Annotated in this window: 11 protein-coding genes; 4 read left to right on the forward strand and 7 right to left on the reverse strand. The window is 44.9% G+C overall.

The window, feature by feature from the left end; genetic code table 11:
- Positions 1-228 precede the first annotated feature (228 nt).
- Positions 229-1,596, reverse strand: a complete 1,368-nt coding sequence (locus FSC11_RS13435) for a Na+/H+ antiporter family protein (protein ID WP_163167412.1) — start codon at positions 1,594-1,596, stop codon at positions 229-231.
- 99 nt (positions 1,597-1,695) lie between these two features.
- Entirely contained in the window at positions 1,696-2,562 is an 867-nt protein-coding gene (locus FSC11_RS13440) for an alpha/beta fold hydrolase (RefSeq protein ID WP_163167414.1), read from the reverse strand.
- A gap of 116 nt (positions 2,563-2,678) precedes the next feature.
- Here FSC11_RS13440 and FSC11_RS13445 point away from each other — a divergent pair, with 116 nt between their 5' ends.
- Positions 2,679-3,170, forward strand: coding sequence for a DUF4442 domain-containing protein (locus FSC11_RS13445; RefSeq protein WP_205681844.1), 492 nt, complete (start codon positions 2,679-2,681; stop codon positions 3,168-3,170).
- Between the two features lie 69 nt (positions 3,171-3,239).
- On the opposite strand, the gene FSC11_RS13450 is transcribed toward FSC11_RS13445, so the two are convergent.
- From FSC11_RS13450 to FSC11_RS13460, 3 genes are all read right to left on the reverse strand, one after another.
- Positions 3,240-3,596, reverse strand: coding sequence for a hypothetical protein (locus FSC11_RS13450; RefSeq protein ID WP_004813553.1), 357 nt, complete (start codon positions 3,594-3,596; stop codon positions 3,240-3,242).
- A gap of 140 nt (positions 3,597-3,736) precedes the next feature.
- Entirely contained in the window at positions 3,737-4,279 is a 543-nt protein-coding gene (locus tag FSC11_RS13455) for a hypothetical protein (protein WP_004890567.1), read from the reverse strand.
- A gap of 128 nt (positions 4,280-4,407) precedes the next feature.
- Complete coding sequence (locus tag FSC11_RS13460) at positions 4,408-4,623, reverse strand: hypothetical protein (RefSeq protein WP_004890570.1); 216 nt, start codon at positions 4,621-4,623, stop codon at positions 4,408-4,410.
- Positions 4,624-4,784: 161 nt separating this feature from the next.
- Here FSC11_RS13460 and tnpA point away from each other — a divergent pair, with 161 nt between their 5' ends.
- The 3 genes from tnpA to tnpC all read left to right on the forward strand — a co-directional run bounded on the left by tnpA (position 4,785) and on the right by tnpC (position 7,242).
- A complete protein-coding gene (gene tnpA / locus FSC11_RS13465) occupies positions 4,785-5,168 on the forward strand; it encodes an IS66-like element accessory protein TnpA (RefSeq protein ID WP_004828545.1) in 384 nt (127 codons plus the stop codon).
- Complete coding sequence (tnpB, locus tag FSC11_RS13470) at positions 5,165-5,500, forward strand: IS66 family insertion sequence element accessory protein TnpB (RefSeq protein ID WP_004828548.1); 336 nt, start codon at positions 5,165-5,167, stop codon at positions 5,498-5,500. The genes tnpA and tnpB overlap by 4 nt, the downstream gene beginning before the upstream one ends.
- Positions 5,501-5,574: 74 nt before the next feature.
- Entirely contained in the window at positions 5,575-7,242 is a 1,668-nt protein-coding gene (tnpC, locus tag FSC11_RS13475; protein ID WP_163167416.1) for an IS66 family transposase, read from the forward strand.
- Positions 7,243-7,360: 118 nt separating this feature from the next.
- Here the strand turns inward: tnpC and rpoC are convergent, their stop codons facing one another.
- Positions 7,361-11,560: a DNA-directed RNA polymerase subunit beta' gene (gene rpoC, locus FSC11_RS13480; RefSeq protein ID WP_163167419.1), complete on the reverse strand. Its 4,200-nt coding sequence runs from the start codon at positions 11,558-11,560 to the stop codon at positions 7,361-7,363.
- 151 nt (positions 11,561-11,711) lie between these two features.
- Positions 11,712-15,800 carry a DNA-directed RNA polymerase subunit beta gene (gene rpoB / locus FSC11_RS13485; protein WP_163167420.1) on the reverse strand — a complete coding sequence of 1,363 codons (4,089 nt, stop codon included), beginning with the start codon at positions 15,798-15,800 and terminating at the stop codon, positions 11,712-11,714.
- Positions 15,801-15,911 lie beyond the last annotated feature (111 nt).

A 15,911-nucleotide genomic window follows, 5' to 3' on the forward strand; every position in this document is an offset into this window, starting at 1 on the left:
AATTAATTTATTTTAACCAACCACACAACTTGGTTTTAAATACCAACCTGCTTTATCAAGATTAAATAATAATATTCAGATTAAAATACTCAGGTTTATTTTAAACGCTCTATAATATATATTTTAAATACATCTATTATTAAATTATCAGAATGATTATAAGATTTATTATAAATACATCTATGATTCAAAAAAAATCCCGGGATTTTATTCCCGGGATATTTCAGGTTAAAGCACCATGGCGGCAATCCAGCCAAAAATCATCAGCGGGATATTAAAGTGAATAAAGGTTGGAACCACACTGTCCTTCATATGGTCATGCTGACCATCCATATTCAGACCGGATGTTGGACCTAGAGTTGAATCTGATGCTGGAGAACCGGCATCGCCCAAAGCAGCCGCAGTCCCGATGATCGCAATCGTTGCTGCAGGACTAAAACCAAATTGAATACAGAGCGGTACATAAATAATCGCCAGAATCGGAATGGTAGAGAATGATGAACCGATACCCAGAGTAATCAGCAGACCAATCAACAACATTAAAAAGGCGGCAAGTGCCTGGCTATTACCAATCCAGTCAACCGACGCTTCAACCAGCGCAGGAACCTGTCCTGTTGCCTCAATCACGGCAGCAAAACCTTGCGCGGCAATCATGATAAAGCCAACCAGGGCCATCATACGCATACCGGTGATGATCACATCATCTGCTTCTTTCCATTTAAAAATTCCGGCACAACTCAAGATTGCGACACCGACCAGACCGGCAAGAATCATGGAATCTGAATAGAGCTGTACCACAAGAGTTGCAATCACCGCGATCGCTGCCATCCAGATGGTCAGTTTGGCAATTTGCGGTTTCGCTGATTTTTGTTCTACACCCAGTTCAGCAGAGATACTTTGCTGCTGTTCCACATGGATATCTTTATAGAGACGCGGCTTACGGTAGCTGATAAACATGGCCACCAGCAAACCCACGAACATACCTGAGACCGGAATCGCCATCGCAGCGGGAATCTGGTCATAAGTAATCTCAAAGCCATAAGGTTTACCAAAGGTATTGATGTTATGGCCCAGAATATCATTCAGGAAGATGGCACCAAAACCGACTGGAACCAGCATATATGTTCCCACCAGACCAAAGGTCAGCAGACAGGCCACCAAACGGCGATCCAGCTTCAGATGGTTAAATACCAGCAATAATGGTGGAATCAGAACCGGAATAAAGGCAATGTGTACCGGAATCACGTTTTGTGAGAAAACGGCAGCCAATGCCACTGTACAGAAGATCAGATATTTAACCTTGTTCTGTGCCTTTTCTGATGCCTCACCTTTTAAGGTGGTAATCATTTTATAGGCCAGCAAGTCAGGCAAACCGGAACGTGCCAAGGCCAAAGCAAAAGCACCCAGGATGCCATAAGCCAAGGCAATTTTAGCGCCGCCGCCCAGACCATTGTTAAATGCATCTAAAGTTCCCTGGAGGCCAAGACCTGCCAGCAAACCACCCGTAACAGCACCAATGACCAGGGCAAAAACCACAGGTACACGTGCCAATGAGAGTCCAAACATGACTCCAATAGCAGCAAGAATTGCGAACATAATGAATTGGGAATGAGAGAAAGGGAGGTATTTTATCAGAAAATGCGAATAAAAATTCCCCTACATTTTTATCAATCCAAATCCATTTTTGTGACTGGATTAAGCATGCTGCTGAGTAAACTCACGGATAGACTCTGCAATAAGTTTTGGCTGGCTTAAGATTGCCCAATGATTGGCATCTAGCTCTACCCTGGAAAAGGTTTGCACCCATTTTGGCATTTCATCAACTAGTTGCGGACTGACGAAATTATCCCGCTTTAGCACAATGGCCTGTACCGGACAGATGGCATAGCGTTCACGAGGTTTAAGCAACCGTGGAATAAAATTGGCCCGATACAGCCCAACGCCATATTTTCCATCTTTGACAATATTCTGGTTCAATGGCAGTCCTTCTTTGCCTTCCAGTTCCCGAATAATTTTGCCCCAGCGCTCGGGATTGAAAAAATTCCATGCAGTTGGTGCCAGCCAAGGCAATTGAAACATGGCGATATACCAGGACTTGCTTAATTGTTTAAAAAATTTTGATCGGTTTTGCTTGAACTGATTCCGCATCCAGAAGGCGGCATGATCCAGACAGGGACCTGAAATCGTGGTAAAGGAAAGAATACGGCCTTCGAATCTTGGGTCAGTTACCGATTCCCAAGACTGAATCGAACCCCAGTCATGGGCGACCAAATGAAAAGATTGTCCTGGAAGAACGGCATTCACCACTTCCTCCAGATCCATACTCAGACGCTCCAGACGATAATCACGGATATATTTGGGAATGGATGAATCCCCTGCGCCACGTACATCATAAGTAACGATAAAATAATCCGGCAGATAGACAATTACATTTTTCCAGACCTCCTGATGATCCGGATAGCCATGCACCAAAACCAAAGCAGGCTTGCTGATATCACCAAAAGTTCTTACTGCAAGACGCTGCTGATCACTGGTTGCCACCCATTGAGTTTGTGTTTCCATCTGGTCTTCCTTTATTGTTATTGACCGTTTATTTTATAACTCGGCATGATTTATCAATGCCATCACAATTTTGTTGTTCTAGTATGCATAGCTATACAAGAAAAAAGAATGTCAGTATGAGCCTATTACGTAAAATTCAAAGTCTGCCTTTGGTCACTAAATTTATCTTAAACCGCTATGCACCCTATCGTGGAGCGGGTATCGAAATTGATGAACTGGATTATGCCAATTATCATATTCGCGTGAAAATGCCACTGACTCGTAAAAACCAGAATATTGTCGGCGTACATTTTGGGGGTAGCCTGTATTCCATGGTCGATCCCTTCTACATGCTGCTCCTGATGCATCATCTGGGACCAAAATATATTGTCTGGGATAAAGAAGCGACCATCCAGTTCCTCTCTCCAGGCCGCGGAACCGTGTATGCAGACATACGCATTGATGCTGAAGAAGTGAAAACTATTATGAATTTGGCGGCTGATCATGCTCCTGTCTATCGTAACTATCAGGTCGATATTTATGATGATTCAGGTGTGCGTATTGCAGAGGTAAAAAAGACCATATATATCCGTCGTAAAAAACCTAAGGCTCTCTTTAAAAATAAATAGAAATTGGATCAACAAAATAAAAGCGCCTGTAAAGGCGCTTTTATATATTAATACCAGATAGGGCTGTGATTAACGTCGTTGCTCAATCGCCGCGCCTGCACCACCGCCGATCGCACCACCGATTGCTGCACCAGCGTTACCACCAAAAATACTCTTACCAACGGCTGAGCCCACAGCGCCGCCTACACCACTGTAGGTTGCATTGCGGTTAGAGCCGCCTTGAGTCTTACTTCCGACAGCGGCACCGGCACCACCGCCAATAGCAGAACCCCAGCCACCGCCGACACTATTACCCACACCACCACCGACTGCGCCACCGAGTGCTGCAGCACCTACACGTTGATCACGGGCAGACATATTTTCACAACCTGCTAACATAAAGGTTGAAACTGTCACCGCAGCCACTACGCCAATTAACTTTTTCATGATCCAGCTCCCTGTTCGATTCCTCTGTCTTATGAGTTAAGAGTAACCGGAATTTAAGGAGCGATTTATAACAAGATGTTAAATCTTGAAACTCCCCTACGCTATTTTGTAAATAGCACATGAAATTGGATCTTTTAATTTTATTCCGCAGTATCTACCATGAGCAAATCACGAGAGGTTGCACCATCTTCAGTTATCACGGTATGCGTTACCTCGGTTTTATCCGTACCAGTATGTTGCTGCAATTGTAGAGTACGTTTTACAGGTTCAGCCTGATCTTTTTTAAACTCGATCCCTTCAGCATCAATAGTTCTGGTTTGCTGGAGGATTTCACCGTCCTGCTTCAATGTCGTATTGAATTCAATTTTAGAGGTGGGAACAATCACACCCCCCTTTTGAATCACTGGAATTGACAGTTTTTTATCCGAGAACTGCCCCAGAGTGTCATCAAATACCACTTCTTTAGCAACAATATCCTTGCCTTTATTGGTGATTTCCAGAATCGTGGCTTCAACATGACGTACAGGTTGTTGTCCTTCTACCCGACGCAGCACTTCAGTTTTTAGTACAGGAACCACAGCTTTATCTTCAACCATAATGGTATTGGGCATGGGCGCTGCAAATGAAACAGTTGAGACTACGAATAATGTGGTAACCGCTAATTTTTTACTTATAGAACGCATTTTTCCCTCTCAATAAAAAATAAGCACCGAGCTTAACAAGCGGCGCTTGTACTACAGATCATCGGTATGGATTAGGATTAATAAGTAGCAATGATCAGTGCCTAAATAGATGTAAAGCTTGTTTTACTTTATTGAGTAACAGCTTCTGATGTTGCAACGTCATCTGTTTCTAATGGTGCCGCATCCAAAGGTTGAGCTTCTTCATTTGCAGCTGCTTGATCTACAACTTCAGTTTCATTCGCGGCTGTAGTATCGCCAGGTGCTGTATTTTCTGCTTGATCTTTAGAACACGCTGTCAAACCGAGTGCTAACAGTAGTACAACTGAGATTACTAAATTTTTCATCTTATTGTTCCCATTTTAAGTTTATGTTTTCCTCAGAAATACTGGCATATTTTAGGGTCTGATTTCAAATCATTGGTAAGCGTCCGCTGAACACACCTTCTGAATTCATCCTATAAGCCTTAATTTAGTCCCCACTTAGAAACAAGTGGGGACTTAAATTTATGACTACAAATCATCAGACATCCATCGCATCTCTTGCGAAAAAACGAAGAACATACAGTGCTGAATTTAAACAGCAGATCGTTCAGGCTTGTAAAGCACCGGACGTTTCAATTGCTTCAGTCGCTTTGCAACATGGATTGAATACAAATCTTGTATCCAAATGGATTCGCTTAATTGATGCTAAGCCAGGGAGTGATCGCTCACCACTACCGAATAAACCTGCATTTATTGCCTTATCTTGCTCTGCACCATTAGATCCTACTCCTACTGACATGTTAAAAGTTCAAATTACTTTACCCCACTCAAAAGCAGAAATTGGCTTGAAATGGCAAGTATCAGAAATACCTGCCTTGGCAGAATTACTCAAGGTGCTGGCAACATGATCCGTATCGATGAAATCTGGCTTTCTACCCAACCTCTGGATATGCGAGCAGGGATGGATACTGTCATGGCTCAGGTGGTGAGAGCCTTTGGCTACATTAAACCGCATTGTGCTTACCTGTTCTGTAATAAACGTGGCCATCGCATGAAAGTGCTGGTACATGATGGACTGGGCATCTGGCTGTGTGCCCGGCGTTTGGAACAGGGAAAATTCCACTGGGCTAAAGTTCACCAGGGTGAAAGCGTAGCTCTCAACCCGGAACAGTTACAGGCATTAATCCAGGGTTTGCCTTGGCAGCGCATTGGACGACAGCAGGTGGTCACGATGCTCTAAACCAAGCTCGGCTATTCTGCCATCCTCCAAACGTTCTATTTCATTCTTCTCATGACCTCAGGCATACTGCGGTCATGAATACGCTGCCAGATTTAAGCCAACTGACCCATGAACAACTGCTGGAATTCACCCGGCAGTTGGCGATGCAGCATCAACAACTCGCAGAAGATAAACAACAATTAGATGCTCAAGTTCAACATCTGGAAGTATCAAATCAACAATTAGATGCCAAAGTTCAACATCTTGAAGTCACCAATCAGCAATTAGATTCTAAAGTTCAGCATCTTTCTATTCTCAATCAAAAATACGAGCATGAACTGGCGCTGTTTAAACAGCATAAATTCGGCAGTAAAAACGAACATCTCACCGCAAAACAAATCCATCTGTGGGATGAGGCGGTCGAAGAAGATATCGCAGCCGTTGATCTGGAATTAGAACGATTAAATGCAGATAAAACCGATGCAGCGACAGAGAAAGCCACAGTCAACAAACCTAAACGTCGACCACTGCCAGATCATCTACACACCATCCGTATTGAGCATGAACCTGCATCAACCCAATGTGCTTGTGGCTGCCAACTTCGTCGTATCGGCGAAGATGTCAGTGAAAAACTGCATTTCAGACCGGCACAGTTCTATAAGGAACAGCATGTGCGTGGCAAATGGGTCTGTGATCAGTGTGACACCCTGACTCAGCAAGCGATGCCCGCCTATGTGATTGATAAAGGCATTGCTTCACCTGAACTGCTCAGCCATGTTTTGGTATCGAAATATGCCGATCATTTGCCGCTGTACCGTCAACGTCTGATCTATCAGCGGGCGGGAATCGAACTTTCTAGATCAACTTTATCTGACTGGATAGGTCGCTGCGGTGTAGAACTGGAACCTCTGGCCAATGCCTTAAAAGAGGTGGTACTACAACAGCAGGTGCTGCATGCAGATGAAACACCGGTCACCATCATGCGGATGGGTGAGAATGATAAAAAACCGAAGAAAGGTTATGTCTGGGCCTATGCCACTACACAGTACAATCCAGTTCAGGCGGTGATCTATGACTTTCAGGATAGTCGTTCAGGTCAGCATGCTGAAGCGTTCCTGAAAGACTGGCAGGGCCATCTGGTCTGTGATGATTACAGCGGTTATAAAGCACGCTTTAAATCAGGTCAGGTCATTGAGGTGGGCTGCATGGCCCATGCACGTCGTAAATTCCATGAACTGCATGTAACTGGGAAAAGTCAGGTCGCTGAACAGGCCTTAGTGCTGATTCAGAAACTGTATGCGATAGAAGCAGAACTCAGGAAAAAGACCGATGGTACAGCGGAAGACCGCCGCGAATACCGACAACAGCATAGTCAACCAGTGATGCAACAACTATATGAATGGCTCAACCAACATCATCTGACAGTGCCATCGAGTTCTCCTACCGCCAAGGCGATCAATTACACTCTGAAGCGTTGGCCAGCCTTAAGCCGCTATCTGGATGATGGCAATCTACCGATTTGCAATAACTGGGTGGAAAACCAGATGCGCCCCTGGGCGTTGGGACGTAAGAACTGGTTATTTGCAGGTTCGCTGCGCAGCGGTCAGCGAGCAGCCAATATTATGACATTAATCCAGTCAGCAAAGCTGAATGGGCTGGATCCCTATGCCTATTTAAGTGATGTGCTGAAAAGGTTGCCGACACATAAAGTGACTCAGATTGAAGAATTGCTACCACACCGCTGGAAACCTGAACCGAATTAAAAAATAGGCATGGGGTTCAGCGGACGCTTACAATCATTGTTTAAAGTCGCTGACTTGACAACATCCAGCAATAAAAAAAGCCACCCGAAGGTGGCTTTTTCTGATTTAAAGTGTCTGATTACAGACCGTTAAACTCATCATTAAATGCTTGGCTAAGCGCTTGGTCTACATCAGAGAAGTCATTGTGCAGTTCAAATTCTGCAGCTTCTGCTTCTTGACGACGACGCTCCAAGTGGTAAGCCAGACCTGTACCCGCTGGGATCAGACGACCTACAACTACGTTTTCTTTCAGACCGCGTAGATCATCTTCTTTACCTGTTACAGCCGCTTCAGTTAACACACGAGTTGTTTCCTGGAACGATGCAGCAGAGATGAACGAGTCAGTAGAAAGTGACGCTTTGGTAATACCCATCAATTGACGTTCAAACTTCGCAGGGAACTTGTTCTGAGCAAGCAATGCTTGGTTCTCTTGAGCAACGCGGATGTAATCCACCTGTTCGCCTTTAATGAAGCTAGAATCACCACCATCAGTGATTTCAACTTTACGCAACATTTGACGTACGATCACTTCGATGTGCTTATCGTTGATTTTTACACCTTGCAGACGGTAAACGTCCTGAACTTCGTTCACGATGTAATTGGTCAACGCCACTTCACCTTTCAGACGTAAGATGTCATGCGGGTTCTGTGGACCATCAGAAATCGTTTCACCACGGTTCACATGTTCGCCTTCGAACACGTTAATGGTACGCCATTTCGGAATCAGTTCTTCGTAGATCTCTGAACCATCATCCGGCGTAATTACCAGACGGTTCTTACCTTTGGTCTCTTTACCGAAGCTTACGATACCAGACACTTCTGCAAGGATCGCATGTTCTTTCGGCTTACGTGCTTCGAACAAGTCCGCTACACGCGGCAGACCACCGGTAATATCACGCGTACGTGAAGATTCTTGTGGTACACGACCAATTACATCACCGACACCAATTGTTTCGCCATCACGGACAGAAAGAATTGTGTTTTGTGGCAAGAAGTAGAACTGTTCGCCGCCATCTACTGTGTCAAGCACAACAGCAGGACGTAAATCTTTACCAGAAGCAGGACGCGCTGTAACAGGCAAGATCTCAACAGTCGTCATACCAGTTGCATCATCAGTTTTCGATGTTGCAGTTACACCATCAGCAATCTGGCTGAAGCGAACTTTACCAGCTACTTCTGTTACCAGTGGATGTGTATGCGGATCCCAAGTCGCTACGATACCGCCCGCTTCTACAGCTTCGCCATCTTTCAGCAAGATAGATGCACCATAAGGGATCTTGTAACGTTCGCGCTCACGACCTAGATCATCTGCAATACCGATTTCACCTGAACGTGAAGTTGATACCAAGTGACCTTTCGCGTGTTGTACAGTTTTCACATTGTGGAAACGTACAGTACCTTTGTTACGAACTTGTACGCTGTTAGCAGCAGAAGTCCGGCTCGCAGCACCACCCACGTGGAACGTACGCATGGTTAACTGTGTACCTGGCTCACCAATTGATTGAGCAGCCATTACACCCACAGATTCACCAGGGTTCACTTGATGACCACGTGCCAAGTCACGACCGTAACATTTCGCACATACACCGAAAGTAGAGGCACAGTTTACAACTGAACGTACTTTGATTTCGTCAATACCCGCGTTTTCAATAAACGTAGCCAGTTTCTCGTCAATTAACGTGTTACGAGGAAGAAGAACTTCGTCTGTACCCACTTTCTTAACGTCTTCAGCAACGACACGACCCAGTACTCGAGTACCCAGGTTCTCGATCACGTCACCGCCTTGAATGAACGGCGTCATCACAAGACCATCATAAGTACCACAATCTGGCTCAGTAATGACCAAGTCTTGCGCAACGTCTACCAGACGACGAGTCAGGTAACCAGAGTTCGCTGTTTTCAGTGCTGTATCGGCCAAACCTTTACGCGCACCGTGTGTTGAAATGAAGTACTGAAGTACTGTCAGACCTTCACGGAAGTTCGCTTTAATTGGCGTTTCAATGATCGAGCCATCCGGCTTCGCCATCAGACCACGCATACCTGCCAACTGACGAATCTGAGCTGCGGAACCACGGGCACCAGAGTCAGACATCATGTAAATACTGTTGAATGATTTCTGTTTCTCATCTTCACCCTGTTTGTTCTTAACAGTCGTGTAAGACAAGTTGTCCATCATCGCTTTAGCAACCTGGTCATTGGTACGCGCCCAAATATCGACCACTTTGTTATAACGTTCGCCGGCAGTTACGAAGCCTTGTTCGAACTGTTGTTCGATTTCACGAACTTCAGCTTCCGCTTTACCAATAATTGCTTGTTTTTGCGGTGGAATCAGCATGTCTTCCATACCGACAGATACACCTGAACGCGTCGCTTGACGGAAGCCCAAGTACATCAATTGGTCAGCGAAGATAACAGTATCTTTCAGACCCAATTTACGGTAGCAAGAGTTAATTAACTTCGAGATATTTTTCTTAGTCATCTCAACGTTAATTTGCTGGAAATCCATACCTTCAGGTACAACTTCCCAAAGTAGGCAGCGACCAGGCGTCGTATCTACAATAATGGTTTGCTGTTCACGGTTACCATCTTCGTCGATCACAGTCTGGTGTACACGTGCTTTAACGCGAGCGTGTAGATCAACCTGACCTGTTGCCAGTGCACGGTTTACTTCGTGAGTATCCGCGAACACCATGCCTTCACCTTTGGCATTGATTGCATCACGCGTGATGTAATACAAGCCCAAGACCACGTCCTGAGACGGTACGATGATTGGCTCACCGTTCGCTGGAGACAGAATGTTGTTCGTCGACATCATTAACGCACGAGCTTCAAGCTGAGCTTCAAGTGTTAATGGTACGTGTACCGCCATTTGGTCACCATCGAAGTCGGCGTTAAACGCAGCACATACGAGTGGGTGTAGACGGATCGCTTTACCTTCGATCAGGATCGGTTCAAATGCTTGAAGACCCAAACGGTGAAGGGTTGGCGCACGGTTCAACATCACTGGATGTTGACGAATCACGTGAGCAAGAACGTCCCAAACTTCCGGGGTTTCGCGCTCAACCATTTTCTTCGCAGCTTTAATGGTGGTTGCTTGACCAGAGGCCTGTAGTTTCGCGAAAATGAATGGCTTGAACAGTTCAAGTGCCATTTTCTTCGGAAGACCACATTGGTGCAAACGCAGGTTTGGACCAACAGTAATTACCGAACGACCAGAGTAGTCAACACGCTTACCAAGTAAGTTTTGACGGAAACGACCTTGCTTACCTTTGATCATGTCTGCCAAAGATTTAAGCGGACGCTTGTTCGAACCGGTAATTGCACGACCACGACGACCGTTATCCAGCAATGCATCTACAGACTCTTGTAACATACGTTTTTCGTTACGTACGATGATGTCTGGCGCTGCAAGGTCAAGAAGACGCTTCAAACGGTTGTTACGGTTGATCACACGACGATAAAGATCGTTCAGGTCAGAAGTCGCGAAACGACCACCTTCAAGTGGTACAAGCGGACGGAGGTCTGGTGGAAGAACTGGAAGTACAGTTAACACCATCCATTCTGGCTTGTTGTTCGAATCGTTGAATGCTTCCATCAACTTCAAACGCTTAGACGCTTTTTTCAGCTTGGTTTCTGAAGTTGTAACAGGAATTTCTTCACGAAGACGTGCAATTTCAGCTTCAAGATCGATGTCTTTCAACAAGTCTTGAACCGCTTCAGCACCCATTTTCGCTGTGAATTCATCACCGTGTTCTTCTAAGGCATTGAAGTATTCTTCATCATTTAGAAGTTGGTATTTCTCAAATGGAGTCATACCCGGATCGGTAACTACATAAGATTCGAAATACAATACACGTTCAATATCACGTAGCGTCATGTCTAATAATAGACCGATACGGCTAGGCAATGATTTCAAGAACCAGATGTGTGCAACTGGAGATGCCAGCTCGATGTGACCCATACGTTCACGACGAACTTTCGCAGTTGTTACTTCAACGCCACATTTTTCACAAATGACGCCTTTGTATTTCATACGCTTGTATTTACCACACAAGCATTCGTAATCTTTCACTGGACCAAAGATTTTGGCACAGAACAAACCATCACGTTCAGGCTTGAACGTACGATAGTTAATGGTTTCTGGCTTTTTAACTTCACCGTGAGACCATGACTTAATCATTTCTGGTGACGCAAGACCAATACGGATGCGGTCAAACTCTACTGGAGCATGACCGTCTGAATCCGTCTTTTTGCGCATGATATCGAGCAAGTCTTTCAATTTTTTTCTCCGTGTGTTGTGGAGATTTTCACTCAACAACTGGGTCACAAATATTGTTTTTTAACTGAATTTTAATCCCCCTCAGTCCCCCTTTGTTAAGGGGGAAGCCCTCTTTATCAAAGAGGGGTTTGGGGAGATTAAATGGAACTAATTAGTCACCATTTTTCAGTTCAATGTTGATACCTAAAGAACGGATCTCTTTGGTCAATACGTTGAACGATTCAGGCATGCCCGGGTCCATATAATGGTTGCCATCTACAATGTTCTTGTAGATACGGGTACGGCCTTCAACGTCATCCGATTTCACAGTCAGCATTTCTTGTAGCGTATATGCTGCACCGTAAGCTTCTAGTGCCCAGACTTCCATCTCACCGAAACGCTGACCACCGAATTGTGCTTTACCACCCAACGGCTGTTGCGTAACTAGAGAGTAAGAACCAGTTGAACGCGCATGCATCTTGTCATCAACCAAGTGGTTCAGTTTCAGCATGTACATGTAACCGACAGTTACCGGACGATCGAAACGCTCACCAGTACGACCATCATATAATACGGTCTGACCAGTACTAGACAGGCCTGCAAGTTGTAACAACTCTTTGATCTGACCTTCTTCAGCACCATCGAATACAGGAGTAGCCAAAGGTACACCAGCACGCAAGTTGCCAGAAAGTTTCAAGATTTCTTCATCAGTCAAGCTATCAAGATCTTCTTGTTCGCCACCAACTTTGTTGTAAATCTTGTCCAGGAAATCACGAAGCTCAAGTACAGTACGTTGCTCTTTCATCATCTTGTCGATTTGATCGCCAAGACCTTTCGCCGCCATACCCAAGTGAGTTTCGAGAATCTGACCCACGTTCATACGCGATGGTACGCCAAGCGGGTTCAATACGATATCAACAGGTACACCGTTGGCATCATGTGGCATGTCTTCTACCGGCAAGATGTTTGATACAACACCTTTGTTACCGTGACGACCCGCCATCTTATCACCCGGTTGGATGCGACGTTTTACAGCAAGATAAACTTTAACTACTTTCAATACGCCAGTCGTCAGTTCATCGCCTGTAGAAAGTTTGCGTTTTTTCTCAGCAAATTTCTCGTCAATTTCGAAGCTCTTCTCTTTCAAGAACACTTGAATTTGAGTTAAACGTTCAGCAATTGCTTCATCAACTGGTTGAATTTCAAGAAGATCAACAAGCTCTAAACCAGACAACACGTCTTCAGACAGTTTGTCGCCACGTTTAGTTGTACCGCCACCATTCGACTCTTGGCCGTTAAGTAGACGGATTACACGTTCACGTGCAGCTTCTTCAAAGATTTTGAATTCTTCTTTCAAGTCTTTACGGTAAGCATCAAGTTGAGCTTTTTCAATTGCTTGAGCACGTTCGTCTTTTTCAAGACCGTCACGTGTAAACACTTGAACGTCAATCACAGTACCTTTTGTACCTGATGGAACGCGTAAAGATGAGTCTTTTACGTCAGCCGCTTTTTCACCGAAGATTGCACGTAGCAATTTTTCTTCTGGAGTAAGCTGTGTTTCACCTTTAGGGGTTACTTTACCTACCAGGATGTCCCCAGCAGTTACTTCAGCACCGATGTAAACAATACCTGACTCGTCCAGTTTAGACAGAGCAGCTTCACCTACGTTCGGAATATCAGCAGTGATTTCTTCCGCACCCAGTTTGGTATCACGTGCAACACATGACAATTCCTGGATATGAATAGACGTTAAACGGTCTTCCTGAAGTACACGCTCAGATAACAAGATCGAGTCTTCGTAGTTGTAACCATTCCAGGTCATAAACGCAACGCGCATGTTTTGACCCAATGCCAGCTCACCGCCATCTGTTGATGGACCATCAGCCAGTACATCACCACGACCTACTTTATCGCCCAGGTTCACAAGAACTTTCTGGTTGATACAAGTGTTCTGGTTCGAACGGGTGTATTTGATCAGGTTGTAGATATCTACACCTGCTTCACCTGCGATCATTTCGTCTTCGTTGACACGAATCACGACACGAGAAGCGTCTACATATTCGATACGACCACCACGCTGAGCGATCACACATACACCTGAGTCATGTGCTACGTTCGCTTCCATACCGGTACCAACAAGCGGCTTGTCAGCAATCAACGTCGGAACTGCCTGACGTTGCATGTTCGAACCCATTAATGCACGGTTGGCATCATCGTGTTCTAGGAATGGAATCAGTGATGCTGCTACAGATACGACCTGCTGAGCAGATACATCCATATGCGTTACTTTTTCAGGAGGAATACGTACGAAGTCACCTTGATGACGAACAGATACAAACTCTTCTGTTAAGTTACCGTCTTTATCCATTGCAGAATCGGCCTGTGCAATCACAGTGCCTACTTCTTCAATCGCAGACAGGTATTCAACTTCATCTGTTACACGACCATCAACAACCTTACGGTATGGAGTTTCTAAGAAACCGAAATTGTTACATTTCGCATAAACAGAAAGCGAGTTCATCAAACCAATGTTTGGACCTTCAGGCGTTTCAATTGGACATACACGACCGTAGTGAGTTTGGTGTACGTCACGTACCTCAAAGCCCGCACGTTCACGTGTCAAACCACCAGGACCAAGCGCCGATACCTTACGTTTGTGCGTAATCTCAGACAATGGGTTGTTTTGGTCCATGAACTGAGATAATTGGCTTGAACCAAAGAATTCTTTGATTGCAGCAGCCACTGGTTTCGCATTGATCAAATCTTGCGGAGATAAGTTATCTGTTTCAGCCTGTGATAGACGTTCTTTAACCGCACGTTCTACACGAACCAGACCCACACGGAATTGGTTTTCAGTCATTTCACCTACTGAACGCACGCGACGGTTACCCAAGTGGTCGATATCGTCGACTTCACCTTTACCGTTACGGATTTCAACCAATGTTTTGAGTACATCAGTGATATCTTCGTTCGACAAAATTCCTTCAACTTCACGAGACTTCTGATCCGTACCCACTTCGTAAGGACGACCCAAACGACGGTTAAACTTCATACGACCGACTGGAGAAAGGTCATAACGTTCTGAAGAGAAGAACAAGTTGTTGAATAAGTTTTCAGCAGCTTCTTTTGTTGGTGGTTCGCCCGGACGCATCACTTTGTAGATTTCTACCAATGCTTCTTCACGATTGCTCGTTGTATCTGCACGTAGAGAATCTGCAACAAATGAACCGCGGTCGATATCATTGGTGAACAGAATATTGAACTGCTTCACGCCGCCTTCTGCAATTTTCACCATGATTTCATGGCTTAATACAGTATTGGCTGCAATCACATCACCATCTTTTAATGGGATGTCTTCAGCAGTGATACGCTCATACAGGTACTCATCTGGCACTGCAAGTTTTTCAAGACCTGAAGCTTCCATTTGACGTACATGACGCGCATTGATACGTTTACCTTGCTCAACAATTGCCTTGCCATCCTTGTCCAGGATGTCAAATTGTGCCATTTCGCCACGCAGACGTTCAGGCACCAGGTCAATCTGGTAGCTACCCATGTCAAGATACACAGGTACTTTCTCGTAGAACATGTCGAGAATGTTTTCGTTGCTATAACCCAAGGCACGAAGCACCACAGTCGCAAGCAATTTACGACGACGGTCAATACGTACATAGACCAGGTCTTTGGCATCGAATTCAAAGTCTAACCATGAACCACGGTAAGGAATAATACGCGCTGAATAAAGGACTTTACCACTTGAGTGAGTCTTGCCTTTATCGTGGTCAAAGAATACGCCTGGTGAACGGTGTAATTGTGACACGATCACACGCTCGGTACCGTTAATTACAAAGGTACCGTTATCCGTCATCAATGGCATTTCGCCCATATAGACTTCTTGTTCACGTACATCTTTAATTGACTTCGTTTCACGATCTTTCAGGATCAAACGAATTTTTACACGCATTGGTGCTGCATAAGTTGAGCCACGAAGAATACATTCGCGTACATCAAACTCAGGCTTACCAAGACTATACTCAACAAATTCTAAAGCAGCATTGCCAGAATAACTTTCAATAGGAAAAACTGAACGAAATGCGGCTTGGAGACCGATATCTTCGCGGTTTTTTGGTGATTTGCCATCTTGTAAGAATGTTCTGTACGAGTCGACTTGAATCGCGAGCAAGTACGGAGCATCCATGACGCTAGGCAATTTACCAAAATTCTTACGGATCCGTTTCTTTTCGGTATATGAGTATGCCATCTGGAGTCCTCGGAAAGTGTAAACCAAGCCCGCCTGCAGAACGGGCTCAGAAGGAATTACGCTGGCCGATATGGCCACCACTCTTTACAAATGCTGCAATTTTTAGTGGTA

Origin of the sequence: Acinetobacter schindleri (assembly GCF_010918895.1) — a bacterium.
In the GTDB taxonomy this organism is placed as follows: Bacteria; Pseudomonadota; Gammaproteobacteria; order Pseudomonadales; family Moraxellaceae; genus Acinetobacter; species Acinetobacter schindleri.